Here is a 16,120-nt window from a genome sequence, read left to right as displayed (position 1 = left end):
ATGGGCTGCGCTATGACAGATAAACGCTTTTCGCCAGACAATACGCCACCTGACGCGTCCTCACCAGACAGCCCTATAGACACTATTGCAGCAGCACAGCCCCCCGTTTCGCCGCTGACCTACGCTGATGACATGTTGAATTGCCAGGCGTTGAAACAGCAATTGGAATTATTTCAGCTTTGGCTCGGTTCAGAATTCCGTTCCGGTGTCAGCGCGGAAAAGCTGATTGATGCCAGAACCTTATTCATCGATCGCCTGTTGCAGCGGCTGTGGTACTGTCACGGCTTTGAAAATATTGCTCAAACCGCACTGGTCGCCGTTGGCGGATATGGCCGCGGTGAACTGCACCCGCTTTCCGATATCGATGTACTGGTGTTAAGCCAGACAGAGCTAAGTGATGAACATTCCCAGCGTGTCGGCCAATTCATTACCCTGCTGTGGGATTTAAAGCTGGAAGTCGGCCATAGCGTCAGGACGCTGGAAGAGTGCTTGCAGGAAGGGCGTGCAGACATTTCCGTCGCGACCAATCTGATTGAATCCCGCATGATATGCGGCGACGTTGCTCTGTTTCTCACGCTGCAAAAACACGTATTCAGTGATGAGTTTTGGCCGTCACCCACGTTTTTTCCGGCAAAAATCACCGAACAGCAAGAACGTCATCAACGCTATCACAGCACTAGCTATAATCTGGAGCCCGACATCAAGAGCAGTCCGGGTGGGTTACGCGACATTCACACGCTGCTGTGGGTCGCTAGACGCCACTTCGGTGCGACCTCGCTCAACGAGATGGTGGGCTTCGGCTTTCTGACAGAGGCTGAACGTAAAGAGCTTAACGAATGCCAAAGCTTTTTGTGGCGCATCCGCTTCGCCCTACACCTGATCCTGCCACGTTACGACAACCGTTTGCTGTTCGACAGGCAGCTCAACGTCGCGCAGCTGTTGCAATATCAGGGCGAAGGCAACACGCCAGTAGAGCGCATGATGAAGGATTTCTACCGCATGACGCGTCGCGTCAGCGAGTTGAACCAGATGCTGTTGCAGCTCTTTGATGAAGCAATTCTGGCGCTGGATGCGAGCGAAAAACCCCGCCCGATTGACGATGAATTCCAGCTACGCGGCAATCTGGTAGACCTGCGCGATGAAAATCTGTTTATCAAAAAGCCGGAAGCCATCATGCGCATGTTCTACCTGATGGTGCGTAACCGTGACATCAGCGGCATTTATTCCACCACATTACGCCAGTTGCGCCATGCGCGTCGTCATCTCGCTAGCCCGCTTTGCACCATCCCAGAAGCGCGCCAGCTATTCATGAATATTCTGCGCCATCCGTATGCGGTAAGCCGTGCGCTGTTGCCAATGCACCGCCACAGCGTGCTGTGGGCGTATATGCCGCTGTGGGGGAATATCGTCGGTCAGATGCAGTTCGATCTGTTTCACGCCTATACGGTGGATGAACACACGATCCGCGTTCTGCTCAAGCTGGAAAGCTTCGCCGACGAAGATACGCGACCACAGCATCCGCTATGCGTAGAGCTCTACCCTCGCCTGCCCCAGCCCGAATTGTTGCTGCTGGCCGCGCTGTTCCACGATATCGCCAAAGGCCGTGGGGGCGATCACTCGGAACTGGGTGCGCTGGATGTACTGGAGTTTGCCGCGCTGCACGGGCTGAACTCGCGCGAAGCTCAGCTGGTTTCCTGGCTGGTGCGCTGCCACTTGTTGATGTCCGTCACCGCACAGCGTCGCGACATTCAGGATCCCACTGTCATTCAGCAATTTGCTACGGAAGTTCAGAGCGAAACCCGCTTACGCTATCTGGTCAGCCTGACGGTTGCGGATATCTGCGCCACCAATGAGACGCTGTGGAACAGCTGGAAACAGAGCTTGTTGCGTGAACTCTATTTCGCTACCGAAAAGCAGCTGCGACGCGGCATGCAAAATACGCCGGATTTACGCGAACGTGTCCGGCATCACCGCTTGCAGGCGCTGGCGCTACTGCGTATGGATAACATTGACGAAGAAGCGTTGCACCATATCTGGAGCCGCTGTCGAGCCGATTACTTCCTGCGCCATTCTCCAAACCAGATTGCCTGGCACGCGCGCCATCTGCTGGAGCATGATACCAATAAACCGCTGGTGCTAATCAGCCATCAGGCCAGCCGTGGCGGCACAGAGATCTTTATCTGGAGCCCTGACAGGCCTTATCTTTTCGCGGCAGTCGCTGGCGAGCTGGATAGGCGCAACCTTAGCGTGCACGATGCACAGATTTTTACCAGCCGCGACGGCATGGCGATGGATACGTTTATTGTACTAGAACCGGACGGCAGCCCGCTGGCACAGGATCGGCATGAAATGATACGGCATGCGCTGGAGCAGGCGCTGACGCAACGACATTACCAGCATCCGCGCGTACGACGGACATCGCCCAAGCTGCGTCATTTCAGCGTGCCAACCGAAGTCAACTTCCTGCCGACGCACACGGACAGACGCAGCTACATGGAGCTCAGCGCACTCGACCAACCGGGGCTGCTGGCACGTATTGGTGAGATTTTTTCCGATCTCAACCTGTCGCTGCACGGCGCACGCATTTCCACGATCGGCGAGCGGGTGGAAGATCTTTTCATCCTTGCCGACAGCGACAGGCGGGCATTGAAGCCGGAATTGCGTCTTAAATTGCAAGAACGGTTGACAGAAGCCCTTAACCCAAACGATAAAGTACCATTGAGTTAATTTTTACAATCAGGAAAGAGAAATCAGGATGCACCAACAATTACAGAACATCATTGAGACGGCTTTCGAGCGCCGCGCAGATATCACTCCGGCAAACGCAGACACCGTCACGCGTGAAGCCGTTAATCAAGCAATTAACCTGCTGGATAGCGGCGCCCTGCGCGTTGCAGAGAAAATCGACGGCCAGTGGGTTACCCATCAGTGGCTGAAGAAAGCCGTGCTGCTCTCTTTCCGTATTAACGACAACCAACTTATCGAAGGCGGAGAAACACGCTTTTTCGACAAAGTGCCAATGAAATTCGCTGACTATGATGAAGCACGTTTCCAGCGTGAAGGCGTGCGCGTTGCACCGCCAGCCAGCGTACGTCGCGGTGCCTATATCGCACGTAATACCGTGCTGATGCCGTCTTACGTCAACATCGGTGCTTATGTCGATGAAGGCACCATGGTCGATACGTGGGTAACCGTCGGCTCCTGCGCCCAAATCGGTAAAAATGTTCACCTGTCCGGTGGCGTGGGCATCGGCGGCGTTCTGGAACCGTTGCAGGCTAACCCAACCATCATCGAAGATAACTGCTTCATCGGTGCACGTTCTGAAGTGGTAGAAGGCGTTGTCGTTGAGGAAGGTTCCGTCATCTCCATGGGCGTGTTCATCAGCCAAAGCACCCGCATTTACGATCGTGAAACCGGTGAAATTCACTATGGCCGCGTTCCTGCGGGCTCCGTCGTGGTTTCCGGCAACCTGCCGTCCAAAGATGGTAGCCACAGCATGTACTGTGCCATCATTGTGAAGAAAGTGGATGCGAAAACCCGCGGAAAAGTGGGCATCAATGAGTTATTACGCTCCATCGACTAAACTAGGAACGGCGGGTTAAACACCCGCCGTTTTTTTTTACAGAGAAGGTGACGCTATGTATGACAATCTAAAAAGCTTGGGCATTACCAATCCCGATGATATCGATCGCTATAGCCTGCGTCAGGAAGCGAACAACGACATCCTGAAGATCTATTTTCGTAAGGATAAGGGCGAGTTTTTTGCTAAAAGCGTGAAATTCAAGTACCCACGCCAGCGCAAGACCATCGTGGCAGACAACAGCGGGCAGGGCTATAAAGAGATCAACGAGATCAGCCCAAATCTGCGTTATGTGATTGATGAGCTAGACAAGATTTGCCAACAGGAACAGGTTGAAGTCGATCTGAAACGCAAAATCCTCGACGATCTGCGTCATCTGGAAAGCGTCGTTTCTCACAAAATTACCGAAATCGAAGCGGATTTAGAGAAGTTGACCAAGAATCGCTAAATACGTTCACATCCAAAGGTAATCGTCGCTAAAACACCGAGTGATGATGGGAAGCAACAAAAACGGGAGCCATGTTAGCTCCCGTTTCTTATCTCAGCACGACATCACTGTGCGTCAACCAAATCTGCCCATTCTTCAACCCACGGGCATGAAATGACTTCAGGTTCAGGATTTTCGACAGCATCAATATCCAAAACGTTACCCAGACGCGTAGCACCTATTTCCTGCAATAAGGCATCGAAAAGATGACCGCCCGCGCAGAAATTCGGATAGCTACTGTCGCCCAGCGCAATGACGCCATAGCGCAGCGTGGGCTGATAGCCACCTTTTTCACGCAGTCCCGCATAAAGCGGAACAATAGAATCAGGCAGTTGGCCTTGTCCCGTCGTCGACGTTACGACTAAAATCGCATGCTCACGATAATCCAGCCAGGATTCCAGCGTCGCATCCTCAAAGACCTTAACCTCGTGGCCACGATCCTTGAGAATATTTTCGGCTTCTTCAGCCACCAGCAATGCATTCCCGTAGACCGTACCAACAAAAATACCAATCTGCGCCATGCTTCTGACTCCCTTTTTAATTCAATGTACTTAATACGACGGCAATACGCCGATATTACTCGACGAGATGACCGCTATCCTGACCTGACTCAGCAGGAAACTCAACCCCTTCAAACTCAGGGAGAATCCCTTGCCAGCCAAACTGCCTCACCACACCCTGCCACGGTGAATCCCAGCGTGCCTGCAACGTCAGTGGCTGTCCGCTCACGGGATGATTCAGCTGTAACTCGCTGGCATGCAACATGAGCCTGCCGCAGGAGAAATGCGTCTCCATACCACGATTATGTCGCAGGTCACCGTGCGCGGTATCGCCAATAATCGGATGGTGGAGATGTGACATATGGCGGCGTAGCTGGTGTTTACGCCCTGTCTGCGGCTTCAGTTCCATCAAACTGTAGCGTGCCGTTGGGTAACGTCCGATGGCAACTGGCATCTCAGCCTGCGCTAAAGAACGGTAATGCGTGACAGCAGGCTGCGGCGCTTTATCAGGATTGGCAAATTTATCGGCAATCTTGTCCAGCTCTTCGGTGAGCGCATAGTCAATCACGCCGTCATCCAGTACATAGCCCCGTACAACAGCATGGTACATTTTCTGCATCTGGTGCGATTCAAACTGCTGAGATAGCGCACGCGCCACTTCGCTAGACAGCGCGAGCAGCAATACGCCAGACGTCGGCCTGTCGAGGCGATGAACGGTATAGACGTGCTGGCCAATCTGATCGCGCACAGTTTGCATCACTACGATCTTTTCTTTGCGATCGAGCCAACTACGGTGCACTAACCAGCCACTGGGTTTATTGACGGCAACCAGATGCTCATCCTGATAAATAATCTCAAGCATCGTGCAGTGCGCCATCCTGTACATCTGAGCGAAACAGCTCATCAAGCAGCCCGAGGCGCAACAAAACTGCCGCCGTCTGTTCTGGCGTACCTTCCAGCGCTTCTTCAAAATAGGGGAGTAAAGCCAGCTCGGCGGGTAACGATAAATCACTATCCAATACCGCATGCATGCGCGGTAAAAAAACCCACTGCAACCATTCTTCAGGCCGCATGGTATCAAGGCAGAAGGGCTCAGTGCTGTTAAATGCCCCATCTTCCGGCGGAACAACCTGCCAGAAAGGGCTTTCCCTCAATGCGCGCTCAATATCGAATAATGACTGACGAACCAAATTCTCTCTACTCATGCTGTTTCTCGCCCTTGAAGCCAACAGTAATGGCGGCAAAGCATAGCATTGATATCAGCCTGACCCAATCGCCAGTAAGAAGACAGTCCGTCTACTCACTACTCCCGGGAACATTATCCATCTCTTGCTCAAACACCCTGCAAAATCCCTCTAAATTGGAGAAAAGTTGCTGCGTTTGTTCCTGACCCAAAGCCCCGAAAGCGCGTTCACTTAATATCTTCGATTGTGTCAAAATCGGCTGAGTTCGTTGTTTCCCCAACTCAGTTAACGTCAGAATCTTTTCCCGCTTGTCATGCTCGCTTTCAGTAATATCAATCAGCCCTTGTTCTTTGAATTGCTTGCAGATGCTAAACACGGTTTGTTTAGGCAGGCTCCATCGCTCACAAATATATTTTTGCGTGCATTTTCCGTCTGGGGATACCGCCAAAGAATGCAGAACCGCAAAGGCGTTTTGATTAAAGCCTAACTTCTTCATCCATTGTTGAAACAAGTTATCAAGGTGATTGAGTTGTCTGCCTAATTCATCTAATCGATGCATATGAAATATCCTACAAATGGGCTAATTGCTCAAAATCGCCAGGGCAATGAAATCCAATCACCGCGTTATCTATCCGACCTATTTCGGATGACAGATGCGCTGATATGATTCCAGGCCCATCCATAGGCTTCGCTCTATTGGGGTCTACTCGGCAGAGTTACCACTTCCCCAGTCACTGACACCTGCCAGCTTCCGGGGTATATATTCGGTTGCTGCCTTTCCGCGCGGCCGAATTATAGTGGACATGACGTACGTTAGTACACTTTTTCCCCTTTGAAATAGGTTGCCAACACGTTGGTATTTTTCAATTTTTCCAGATCTACGCTGCCAATATCGGTATCTACAATAATAAAGTCGGCGTTTTTCCCTTTCTCAAGACTGCCGGTTATATCACTGATGCCAAGCTGCTTCGCGCCATTAATCGTGTAAGCCCGCAAGCTTTGATCAAGCGTCATTGCCGCATCCGTTGGAGGAAGATAGCCAGCATTTGGCTGACCGCGCTTGATGGCATGATACATTTGGCTGAACGGGTTTACCGCATCAAAGGTATTAGCGGGATAATCAGAACCGAAGGTTACCGCGACGCCCTCGCGTACAACTTGCCCGAGCAGATATTGATGATTGTAGGCATCGCTACCAATTTTGGTTTTGGTTTCATCTTTTTCATTGAGCACCGTCCAGTTTGGCGTCGTTTGCAGGAATAAATTGTCCTTCATTGCGGCAAATTTCTGCACACCCTGCGGCTCAAACACTTGGTTGTGGGCAATCACGCGAGCCAAGTGCGGGTTAATATTTTTGCTAGCCTCAAATGCGTCTAAAATCGACTGCTGCGCTTTATCACCTATCGCGTGTACATGCACAGAGAAGCCAGCTTTCAACGCTGCTGCAACATTGTCGTTAATCTGCTTCTGGCTTAAAAATGGCTCAACGATGTTGCCATTGGGATAGGGCTTAAACATCGCTCCTGAGTCCATTTCAATCGTGCCATCCATAAATAATTTATACAGATTCATCGACAAATTTCCCCGGTTATATTTTTCACGCAGGGCCTTAAGGCTGGCAATATTTTGTTCCGTCGATTTGGCCGCATCATAAAAATAGCCGCGCTGATAATATACTTTCAATTTCCCCTGATCGTTTAAGCGGGCAATAGCAGCAGTTGTCGTGCTAAAAGTATCACCGACATCCGTAATCGCGGTAAAACCTAGCGAGTGGTAGGTATTTAAAATCGGTTTAAGTTGCTCGGCGACGTTTTCTACCGTGTTAAATTGCTGCGCGTCGACAACATTGTGCATCGCGCTTTCATGCATGAAGCCTGTAGGGTTGCCTTTGTTATCACGCTCAAAATAGTGTTTACCTGAGATAGGGTCGGGCGTATTCGCATCGACGTGGGCGATTTTCAACGCTGCGCTATTCGCCCATCCCGCGTGCATTCCGCTGTCATAAACCACGATCGGAATACTCGTGGAGACGGTATCTAAATCAGCAGCAGTCGGCAACGCGCCTTGTGGCAAGCCAAGCGAGGCAACGTTAAAACCTTGAGCCAATAAATAGTTAGCTTTTGGGTGCGCGGCTAAATAATCTTTTAATTGGTTCAGAATCTGCGTCAGGCTTGCCGCACCGTCAACATACACAAAATCACCCGCCTGCATCACCGCTACTGTTGCGGGGTGAGCGTGACTTTCAATAAAACCCGGTAGTACAGTTTTTCCTTCTAAATCAAATAACTCGGCAGCCGTTGCTTTAAATTGCTTCGCACCATCGTTTCCGCCGACGTAGATAATTTTTCCCTGTTCCACGACCAGAACTGACGCCGTTGGCTGTTGATCATTAACGGTATAAATCCGTGCATTTTCATAGACGGTATGTGCAAAAGCGTGGCTGGTGAACAGGCCAAGTGTGACTGACAGCATTTTTACATTCAATTTCATCACTGCGTTTTCCTTTGCTAAATAGTCCGATAAGTTACCAAAAGCTAATTTAGTAAAATTTCAGACTAATTGCAAACTATGAACGCAGGTTCAACGCCAAAACTCAGCGACAGCTCAGGTATAACATATTGAGTGTTTTTTCTTCGTAACGCGACGCTACGTCAATGCTTTCGGGGAGGGAGAAACTTGTCATACAGGCAAAAAGTTGGGGGTACTGATTGCTCAGCACCCCCGGTTCGTTTTATAGCTATCCCGCTACACATTTGCATCCCTGCTCATCCGTGAAAACTTTTCCTTTTTGGTCATCCTGACCCACAATCCTTGCTGGCGTCCCACTTTCGTCCTGACGTTTCCATCCTGTATCTTCCGTGATTCAATCCCTTTAGGCTCCTGCCCCACCGACATTCCTAATCGGCTCTCGGTCTCCTTCCTGGAGGTGTCCCTGATTTCATCCTGAAATCGTGTTTCTTCCTGAAAACCGCGCTTCTTCCTGAAGCGGCTGTTTCTTCCTAAAACAATGTCTCTTCCTGAAAACAGCCCGAGTGCAGTAACGTTATTTTGTTACCGACAGTCACCGTTACATACACTGTAACCGGTTACTAATTTAAGTAATAAGATGTATTAATTGTCAGCTTTCGGCAAGGGGTAAGTGGCAATGTTTCTCAAGCGCCCTTAAGCAGCACTGTGAATTCCGATTGTAATCCATTAATTAATAATGAAAAAATAAAAATGAAACCTATTTTCAACATTAAAGATAAGACATTTCTTACAGCAAATGTAAGAGATCTCTCACAAAGCCGAAAGTGAAATTCGATTAACCATTAGACCGCTAACGGGTTAAGGCCAGAAAGAAACGCCGCCAGCGTCGGCGCTAAGTGCTGACGTTTCTTCGTTCCGAACGCTTCCAGGACGATCTCCCCAGAAACATTACACAACGACACCATGGTCATCTCAGAATCGGTCGTCGCTAAAAACAGCGTCGGTGTGAGTTTAAGGCGTTTCTGCGTTAATAAATGGCCAATCAGATTTTCCTGCATTCGAGTGAAGTCCTCTTCACTCCACACCTGCAACAGTTGGCAAGATAGTGAATCAAATTGCGCCGCCATATCCCCGGCATATTGCGCGGTGTAGAAAGCGTGAACATCAGGGTGCAAGCTGATTTCCAGCGCACGCTCCACGCCATCCAATGCAACTGAAGGGGCAAAAGGCTGTGGCGACCAGTAAACCGTATCCTCATGATTTTCGACAATACACGGGGAAGGTATGCCGTAAAGTGCTTCACTGGCAGGTAAATGACCCTTCTCCTGCTGCCAACAGGCAACATAGCGCTGGGTAAACGCCGCCAGTGCAGAAACAACCTCATGCTCCATAATTTTTCTCATCACTCTTTTAGTCAGGTTAAACTATTAGCCATCACGCTTATCACATCAAGGTAACAGCATGTCCGTTTATGACAAGCATCAGGCCCTAAGCAGGCTAACACTGGGCAAACCCACTCCCTATCACGACCGCTATGATGCCGCACTTCTACAGCCCGTGCCACGTAGCCTGAATCGCGATCCACTCGGTATTTATCCTGACAGCCTGCCTTTTCATGGCGCAGATATCTGGACGCTCTACGAGCTTTCCTGGCTGAACAACCGCGGTGTGCCTCAGGTGGCTGTTGGTGAAATGCACCTTAACGCAGAAAGCCTGAATCTGATTGAATCAAAAAGTTTTAAGCTGTATCTGAACAGCTTTAATCAGACGACATTCGACAGTTGGGAAAGCGTACGCGCAACTTTAGCCAACGATCTGGCGCACTGCGCACAGGGAGACGTCAGCGTCACACTTTTCAAACTCAGCGAGCTTGAAGGTCAACCGCTAGCCGGATTCACAGGCGAGTGCATCGACGATCAAGACATTCAGATCGATAATTACAACTTCAACGCCGACTATCTGGCGACAAATGAACAGGATGCGCCGGTCGTTGAAGAAACGCTGGTCAGCCACCTGCTGAAATCCAACTGTTTGATCACCCATCAGCCTGACTGGGGCTCCGTACAAATTCACTATCGCGGTAAGCGCATTAACCGTGAAGCGCTGCTGCGCTACATTGTCTCGTTTCGTCATCATAACGAATTTCACGAACAGTGTGTGGAGCGAATTTTTAACGATCTCATGCACTACTACCAGCCGGAAAAACTCAGCGTTTATGCGCGTTACACGCGACGCGGCGGGCTGGACATCAACCCGTGGCGCAGTAACACCCCGTTTAACGCACCAAATGGCCGTCTGCCACGCCAGTAACCGACCGATAGGCCGCGTGCTTGCACGCAAAGATGCGTGGCGTCACGCAAGTTAGGAGATAGACTGCCGCCAGCATTGGAAAAAATGATGGCAGCGCGTTAAGGTGGTATACCAGACAACAAAAGATCCATAACGTCTGAACGGTGCTCAAGTAGGTTTCATTTAGGTTCGCGGTATTTAACTTGTTCGCGTAGCGGCTTAAATGAATGACATTCGTGCCATGTTGCTGAAACGTCGAGCGTGTAGCAATGGATCGTTCTCTCGGCAGCCAGCATGGCATCGCGAATTATATTGCGTTTCAAGGAGCAAAATTGATTACACATATCAGCCCATTGGGATCGATGGATTTGTTATCGCAGTTGGAAGTCGACATGCTGAAAAGTACAGCCAGCAGCGACCTCTACCGTTTGTTTCGCAACTGTTCCCTCGCCGTACTGAATTCCGGTAGCCAGACAGATAACAGCAAAGAGCTACTGTCTCGTTATGAAGACTTTGATATCAACGTGCTACGCCGCGAACGTGGCGTCAAACTAGAACTAGTGAACCCGCCGGAAGACGCCTTCGTTGATGGCAACATCATTCGAGCCTTGCAAGCTAACCTGTTCGCCGTATTGCGCGACATTTTGTTCGTCAACGGCCAAATCGCCAGCGCAGGTCGCTATCAGAACCTGAATCTGGAAAATTCCGCGCATATCACCAATCTGGTGTTTTCTATCCTGCGTAATGCCAAGGCGCTCCACGTCGGAGAAGAGCCGAACATGGTGGTCTGCTGGGGTGGTCACTCGATTAATGAAATCGAATACCTGTATGCCCGCAAGGTCGGCAGCCAGCTTGGCCTGCGTGAACTGAATATCTGCACGGGCTGTGGTCCGGGCGCGATGGAAGCACCAATGAAAGGTGCCGCCGTCGGCCACGCGCAGCAGCGCTACAAAGAAGGGCGCTTCATCGGCATGACCGAACCGTCCATCATTGCCGCAGAGCCGCCGAACCCGCTGGTCAATGAACTGATCATTATGCCGGATATCGAAAAGCGTCTGGAAGCCTTTGTCCGTATCGGGCATGGCATCATTATTTTCCCTGGGGGGGTCGGAACGGCGGAAGAGTTCCTTTATCTGCTGGGCATCATGATGAATCCAGAAAACAGCGAACAGGTGTTGCCGATTATCCTGACCGGACCGGAAGAAAGCGCAGACTATTTCCACGTGCTGGACGAATTCATAGTTGGCACGCTGGGCCGTCAGGCGCGTCGCTACTACTCGATCATCATTGATGACGCTGCGGAAGTTGCCCGTCAGATGAAGAAAGCGATGCCACTGGTGAAAGAGAGTCGACGCCACACGGGCGATGCCTATAGCTTTAACTGGTCACTGCGCATCGCACCCGATCTGCAACTGCCCTTCGAGCCGAGCCACGAAAATATGGCCGATCTTAACCTGCATCCGAATCAGCCAGCTGAAGAGCTTGCTGCCGCGCTGCGCCGGGCATTTTCCGGCATTGTGGCCGGTAATGTGAAGGAAGTCGGTATTCAGGCGATAGAGCAACGTGGGCCGTACAAAATTCATGGCGACCCTCAGATGATGAAAAGCATGGATACGCTGTTACAGGGCTTTGTCGCACAACAGCGTATGAAGCTGCCCGGTAGCGCCTATATTCCGTGCTACGAAATCTGCTCATAACCGCTCGCTCAACCAACACCTACGTGGGGAAGCCAGCTTCCCCCTTTACTCACGGATAGCACGACAGGAATGATGCGATGCCCGTCCATTTGCTGATTGTCGACGCGCTCAATCTAATACGTCGTATTCACGCGGTACAGGGTTCACCCTGTATCACGGCATGCCAACATGCGCTGCATCAACTCATACAAAACAGCCAGCCTACGCACGCGGTGGCCGTCTTTGATGATGAAGATCGCGATACCAGCTGGCGTCACCAACTCTTGCCGGACTACAAGGCGGGACGCACGCCGATGCCGGATAATCTGAAGCAGGAACTCCCGCAGATTAAAACAGCGTTTGCCGCCGTTGGCGTAGAAAGCTGGCATAGCCCCGGTAATGAAGCCGACGATCTGGCAGCTACGCTGGCGACCAAGCTGTCATCAGCGGGCCATCAGGCAACGATTATATCGACCGATAAAGGGTACTGCCAGTTATTGGCACCACACATTCAGATCAGAGATTACTTTCAGAAGCGCTGGTTGGATCTGCCGTTTATCGAACAGGAATTTAGTGTTTCACCGCAGCAGTTGACGGACTACTGGGGGCTGGCAGGCATTAGCAGCAGCAAGATTCCAGGCGTCGCGGGTATCGGCCCCAAAAGTGCCGCACAGCTCTTGCAACAGGCAGGAAATCTGGAAGCGTTGTACCAGCAATTGGATGCCGTACCGGAGAAGTGGCGCAAGAAGTTGGAACAGCATAAAGAAATGGCACTGATCAGCCGTCAAGTTGCCACGCTGCGTACCGACTTAACGCTTAATGGCAATCTGCAACAGTTGAGGCTACCCGTGCAGAGTAGCACTCAACCGCAGTCCTACTAGCGGCAGGATCAATACGGATGCGTACCTGAATGGCTCCGGATACGCATCAGCACAATACTATCGCTCGTCGCGACGGCCAGGCACTGCGCTCCAGAAACGACGCACATGCACAGTGACTTCTTCACGGTCATGGTACAAATGCTTGGCATGCACTTCGGCATGAATACCATTTTCGCTCAGGCGTTCACGCAGCAACGCCAGATTCTGTGACACTTCTTCGTAGCGCTTCTTCATAGGCAGCTTGAGGTTGAATATCGTTTCACGACACCAGCCTTTAATCAGCCAATCACTCATCAGGCTTGTGACTTTAGCGGGTTTTTCTACCATGTCGCACACTAGCCAATACACATTATTGCGCGGTGGTTCAAAGCGGAAACCATCGGCCTGATGATGCATCACCTGCCCGGTATCCATCAGGCTGGGCGCCATTGGCCCGTTGTCTACTGCATAAACCATCATGCTGCGTTTGACCAACTGATAAGTCCAGCCGCCGGGGCAAGCGCCCAAATCCACCGCGTACATACCACTGCCCAGACGTTCATCCCATTCATCCGCAGGAACGAAAACGTGAAACGCTTCTTCAAGTTTTAGCGTCGAACGGCTTGGCGCATCAGAAGGAAACTTGAGGCGTGGGATACCCATATAAAACGGTGAGTTGTTATTGCTATAGGAGTAACCGACATAGCAGCAACCAGGCGCAATAAACAACACATGCAACACTGGTCGATCCGCTTTTTCATGACCCAGCAGAATTTTGTGTTCGCGCAGCGCGGCGCGCAGCGGCACGGTAAATTTGCGGCAGAACTTCATCAGTTCTTTGCTTTCGTTGGTGTCAGGGACTTCAACACGCAGATCCCCCGCGCGTTCAATCGCACCGGTCAACATACCCACGATCGGCGTGATACGATCTTCCGGCGGTAGATCTCGCAACAGGTCACCGCTGACGAACATCTGGCGGACAAAAATCAGCTCATGGAACGGCAGCGTTTTCACCAGACGTTCGGCATCTTCATGCTGGTAGCATTCAAACACGACGTAGCCACTGTTTTCTTTTACCCGCGCGAAACCGAACGCATTGTGCTGCGTGGCTTTTTCCGTTATTTCCGCCGCACACTCTTTCTCAAACCCAGGGCGGCAATACAAAATGACTTTATTCATGGCGTTCAGCCTTTCTCTTCAGACGCAGTGCGCCAATCAACATTAATATCCATCCCACCAGAAAACAGGCTCCGCCAATCGGCGTCACATAAACCCACAGCTTCAGGTGAGAAAGCGCCAGACAGTACAAACTTCCGCTGAAGAGTACCGTTCCCAACGCCAGAAAAACGCTGCTCCAGTAAAACCACAGATTGGTTCGCTGTTGCATCGCAACTGCCAGCGCCAGAATCGCTAGCGTGTGAAATGCTTGATACTCAAGGCCGGTTTTCAACCAGCCCAGTTCCGTTGCACCCAGCGTTTTGCTGAGAGCGTGAGAACCAAACGCGCCTAGCGCGACAAAAGTAAAGCCGCTGATAGCAGCAAATACCAACATGAAACGACTATTCATCGTTATTACCTTAAGCGTAGTTATCTATCATCGTAGTTACCTACGTGAGCGATTCGGTCAACCAATCTTCGACAATCAACGATGCAATTTCAGCGCGTACCGCTGTCATAGCGGAAGCGAAACTTTTCCTGCTCATTGGCCGCCCGCGCCAGAATCCAATGGCGGAAGGCGGCTATTTTACCCAGTTCTGCCTGACTGTCATGACATACCAGATAAAAAGCGTTCCGGCTGACCAGCACATCGTTAAACGGACACACGAGCCGCCCCGCTTCGAGTTCAGTCTGCGCCATCACATTATTCGCCAGCGCCACACCCTGCCCGTGAATCGCCGCCTGCAACACCATCGCGCTGTGGCTGAAAATCGGCCCCTGCTGCACGTTAATCTGCACACCAAGCTGGCGGGTATAGGACAACCAGTCACGACGCGACGCATCGTGCAGCAGCGTGTGCGCGACCAAATCGTCCGGCGTCTTCAACGGATGATTCCCCGTCAGCAACACCGGCGAGCAAACGGGCAAAAGATACTCGGCGTACAGTTTCTCTACCCGCAATCCCGGCCAGTTTCCCCGACCGTAGAAAATAGCGACATCCACATCATCAGCCAGACGATCTTCGTCACGATCCACTGCCTGAATACGAACATCAATCCCTGGATAGTCGGAGTTAAAGCTCGAAAGGCGTGGCACCAGCCAATGGATAGCAAAGCTGGGTAGCAGGCTCACCGTTAACGCACCTTTCGCGCTGCGGGATTGCAGCTTACGCGTTGCGTCATTCAGCGATGAGAAGATCTCTTTGATATCAAGATAGTAACTCTGCCCCTCTTCGGTCAGTAACAGGGAACGATTACGACGACGGAATAATTTTAGCCCCAGAAAATCTTCCAGCGATTTAATCTGGTGGCTGACAGCAGCCTGCGTGACAAACAACTCTTCTGCCGCTCTGGTAAAACTTAAATGGCGAGCCGCCGCATCAAAAACGCGCAATGCGTTGAGCGGGGGTAGACGTTTTGACATGAATGAAATCTTTTTGTTTACGCTAAATCAGCGATTTATCAGGTACATTCGTACCCATTAAATCTTAAGATGCAGAAAGGCAACAACGAGAAAGATCGCCAGCCAATTAGCTGGCTAAGCGATTAATACCTGCGGCAAAAGCCAGACTCTCTGCAACAAAAAGATGACGGGTACATATATTAGTTTTTGTAATCCGAGGCATTATAATTTGTCCATTGAGGATGTACCAGCAAATACCTATATTAGCGCAACTTCCTGGGCCGGAACGAAAAGTGCGGAGGGGTGACCTGAGGTGCTTTTGGCTTGTGGTTGTGATGTTGTGTTTGCTATTTTTTTGTCTGCTTCTTGCAGATGTGGTAGCGAGTCTACCCTATTCACTTCCTGTACATTTACCCTGTCTGTCTAAAGTGATTTTTTATGTAGCACCGCAAATTGCGGTGCTTTTTTTTGCTTACGATTTCACGCCTGAACGCCATGACAGCCTTGTGTGAGTCT

At 50.9% G+C, this 16,120-nt stretch carries 15 protein-coding genes; 6 read left to right on the top strand and 9 right to left on the bottom strand.

Annotated elements, in window-relative coordinates; genetic code table 11:
* Window positions 1–12: 12 nt before the first annotated feature.
* From glnD to GZ59_RS05120, 3 genes are read left to right on the top strand one after another with little or no spacing between them, the layout of a single operon-like run.
* The gene (gene glnD / locus GZ59_RS05130; RefSeq protein ID WP_011092628.1) at window positions 13–2,727 is read left to right on the top strand and encodes a bifunctional uridylyltransferase/uridylyl-removing protein GlnD; all 2,715 of its coding nucleotides are present in this window, start codon (window positions 13–15) and stop codon (window positions 2,725–2,727) included.
* Window positions 2,728–2,755: 28 nt separating this feature from the next.
* Window positions 2,756–3,583, top strand: a complete 828-nt coding sequence (dapD, locus tag GZ59_RS05125; RefSeq protein ID WP_011092627.1) for a 2,3,4,5-tetrahydropyridine-2,6-dicarboxylate N-succinyltransferase — start codon at window positions 2,756–2,758, stop codon at window positions 3,581–3,583.
* Between the two features lie 55 nt (window positions 3,584–3,638).
* On the top strand, window positions 3,639–4,028 hold the full coding sequence (locus GZ59_RS05120; RefSeq protein ID WP_011092626.1) for a DUF3461 family protein: 390 nt from the start codon (window positions 3,639–3,641) through the stop codon (window positions 4,026–4,028).
* Window positions 4,029–4,132: 104 nt separating this feature from the next.
* On the opposite strand, the gene GZ59_RS05115 is transcribed toward GZ59_RS05120, so the two are convergent.
* From GZ59_RS05115 to syd, 6 genes are all read right to left on the bottom strand, one after another.
* Complete coding sequence (locus tag GZ59_RS05115) at window positions 4,133–4,588, bottom strand: flavodoxin (RefSeq protein WP_011092625.1); 456 nt, start codon at window positions 4,586–4,588, stop codon at window positions 4,133–4,135.
* Between the two features lie 55 nt (window positions 4,589–4,643).
* A complete protein-coding gene (truC, locus tag GZ59_RS05110; RefSeq protein WP_011092624.1) occupies window positions 4,644–5,429 on the bottom strand; it encodes a tRNA pseudouridine(65) synthase TruC in 786 nt (261 codons plus the stop codon).
* Complete coding sequence (locus GZ59_RS05105; protein WP_011092623.1) at window positions 5,422–5,772, bottom strand: YqcC family protein; 351 nt, start codon at window positions 5,770–5,772, stop codon at window positions 5,422–5,424. Before GZ59_RS05105 ends, truC begins: the two co-directional genes overlap by 8 nt.
* A gap of 91 nt (window positions 5,773–5,863) precedes the next feature.
* Window positions 5,864–6,310, bottom strand: coding sequence for a MarR family winged helix-turn-helix transcriptional regulator (locus tag GZ59_RS05100; protein WP_011092622.1), 447 nt, complete (start codon window positions 6,308–6,310; stop codon window positions 5,864–5,866).
* A gap of 254 nt (window positions 6,311–6,564) precedes the next feature.
* Window positions 6,565–8,241 (bottom strand): amidohydrolase, encoded by a 1,677-nt coding sequence (locus GZ59_RS05095; protein WP_011092621.1) that lies wholly within the window; start codon window positions 8,239–8,241, stop codon window positions 6,565–6,567.
* 821 nt (window positions 8,242–9,062) lie between these two features.
* A complete protein-coding gene (gene syd, locus GZ59_RS05090; RefSeq protein ID WP_011092620.1) occupies window positions 9,063–9,611 on the bottom strand; it encodes a SecY-interacting protein in 549 nt (182 codons plus the stop codon).
* A 70-nt stretch (window positions 9,612–9,681) separates the two neighbouring features.
* Here syd and queF point away from each other — a divergent pair, with 70 nt between their 5' ends.
* The 3 genes from queF (at window position 9,682) to xni (ending at window position 13,066) form a co-directional block, all read left to right on the top strand.
* Window positions 9,682–10,530, top strand: a complete 849-nt coding sequence (gene queF, locus GZ59_RS05085; protein ID WP_011092619.1) for an NADPH-dependent 7-cyano-7-deazaguanine reductase QueF — start codon at window positions 9,682–9,684, stop codon at window positions 10,528–10,530.
* Between the two features lie 311 nt (window positions 10,531–10,841).
* A complete protein-coding gene (gene ppnN / locus GZ59_RS05080; protein WP_011092618.1) occupies window positions 10,842–12,206 on the top strand; it encodes a nucleotide 5'-monophosphate nucleosidase PpnN in 1,365 nt (454 codons plus the stop codon).
* Between the two features lie 77 nt (window positions 12,207–12,283).
* On the top strand, window positions 12,284–13,066 hold the full coding sequence (gene xni, locus GZ59_RS05075; protein ID WP_011092617.1) for a flap endonuclease Xni: 783 nt from the start codon (window positions 12,284–12,286) through the stop codon (window positions 13,064–13,066).
* 57 nt (window positions 13,067–13,123) lie between these two features.
* Here xni and rlmM read toward each other — a convergent pair whose 3' ends face one another.
* The 3 genes from rlmM to GZ59_RS05060 form a co-directional block, all read right to left on the bottom strand.
* Complete coding sequence (rlmM, locus tag GZ59_RS05070; protein ID WP_011092616.1) at window positions 13,124–14,224, bottom strand: 23S rRNA (cytidine(2498)-2'-O)-methyltransferase RlmM; 1,101 nt, start codon at window positions 14,222–14,224, stop codon at window positions 13,124–13,126.
* Window positions 14,217–14,612 carry a DUF423 domain-containing protein gene (locus GZ59_RS05065; protein WP_011092615.1) on the bottom strand — a complete coding sequence of 132 codons (396 nt, stop codon included), beginning with the start codon at window positions 14,610–14,612 and terminating at the stop codon, window positions 14,217–14,219. The genes rlmM and GZ59_RS05065 overlap by 8 nt, the downstream gene beginning before the upstream one ends.
* A gap of 89 nt (window positions 14,613–14,701) precedes the next feature.
* Window positions 14,702–15,625: a transcriptional regulator GcvA gene (locus GZ59_RS05060; RefSeq protein WP_011092614.1), complete on the bottom strand. Its 924-nt coding sequence runs from the start codon at window positions 15,623–15,625 to the stop codon at window positions 14,702–14,704.
* Window positions 15,626–16,120: the final 495 nt, after the last annotated feature.

It is taken from the genome of Pectobacterium atrosepticum (assembly GCF_000740965.1).
Classification (GTDB): Bacteria; Pseudomonadota; Gammaproteobacteria; order Enterobacterales; family Enterobacteriaceae; genus Pectobacterium; species Pectobacterium atrosepticum.
Note: the sequence above shows the minus strand (reverse complement) of the source record. Positions and strands in the feature narration are given on the sequence as shown.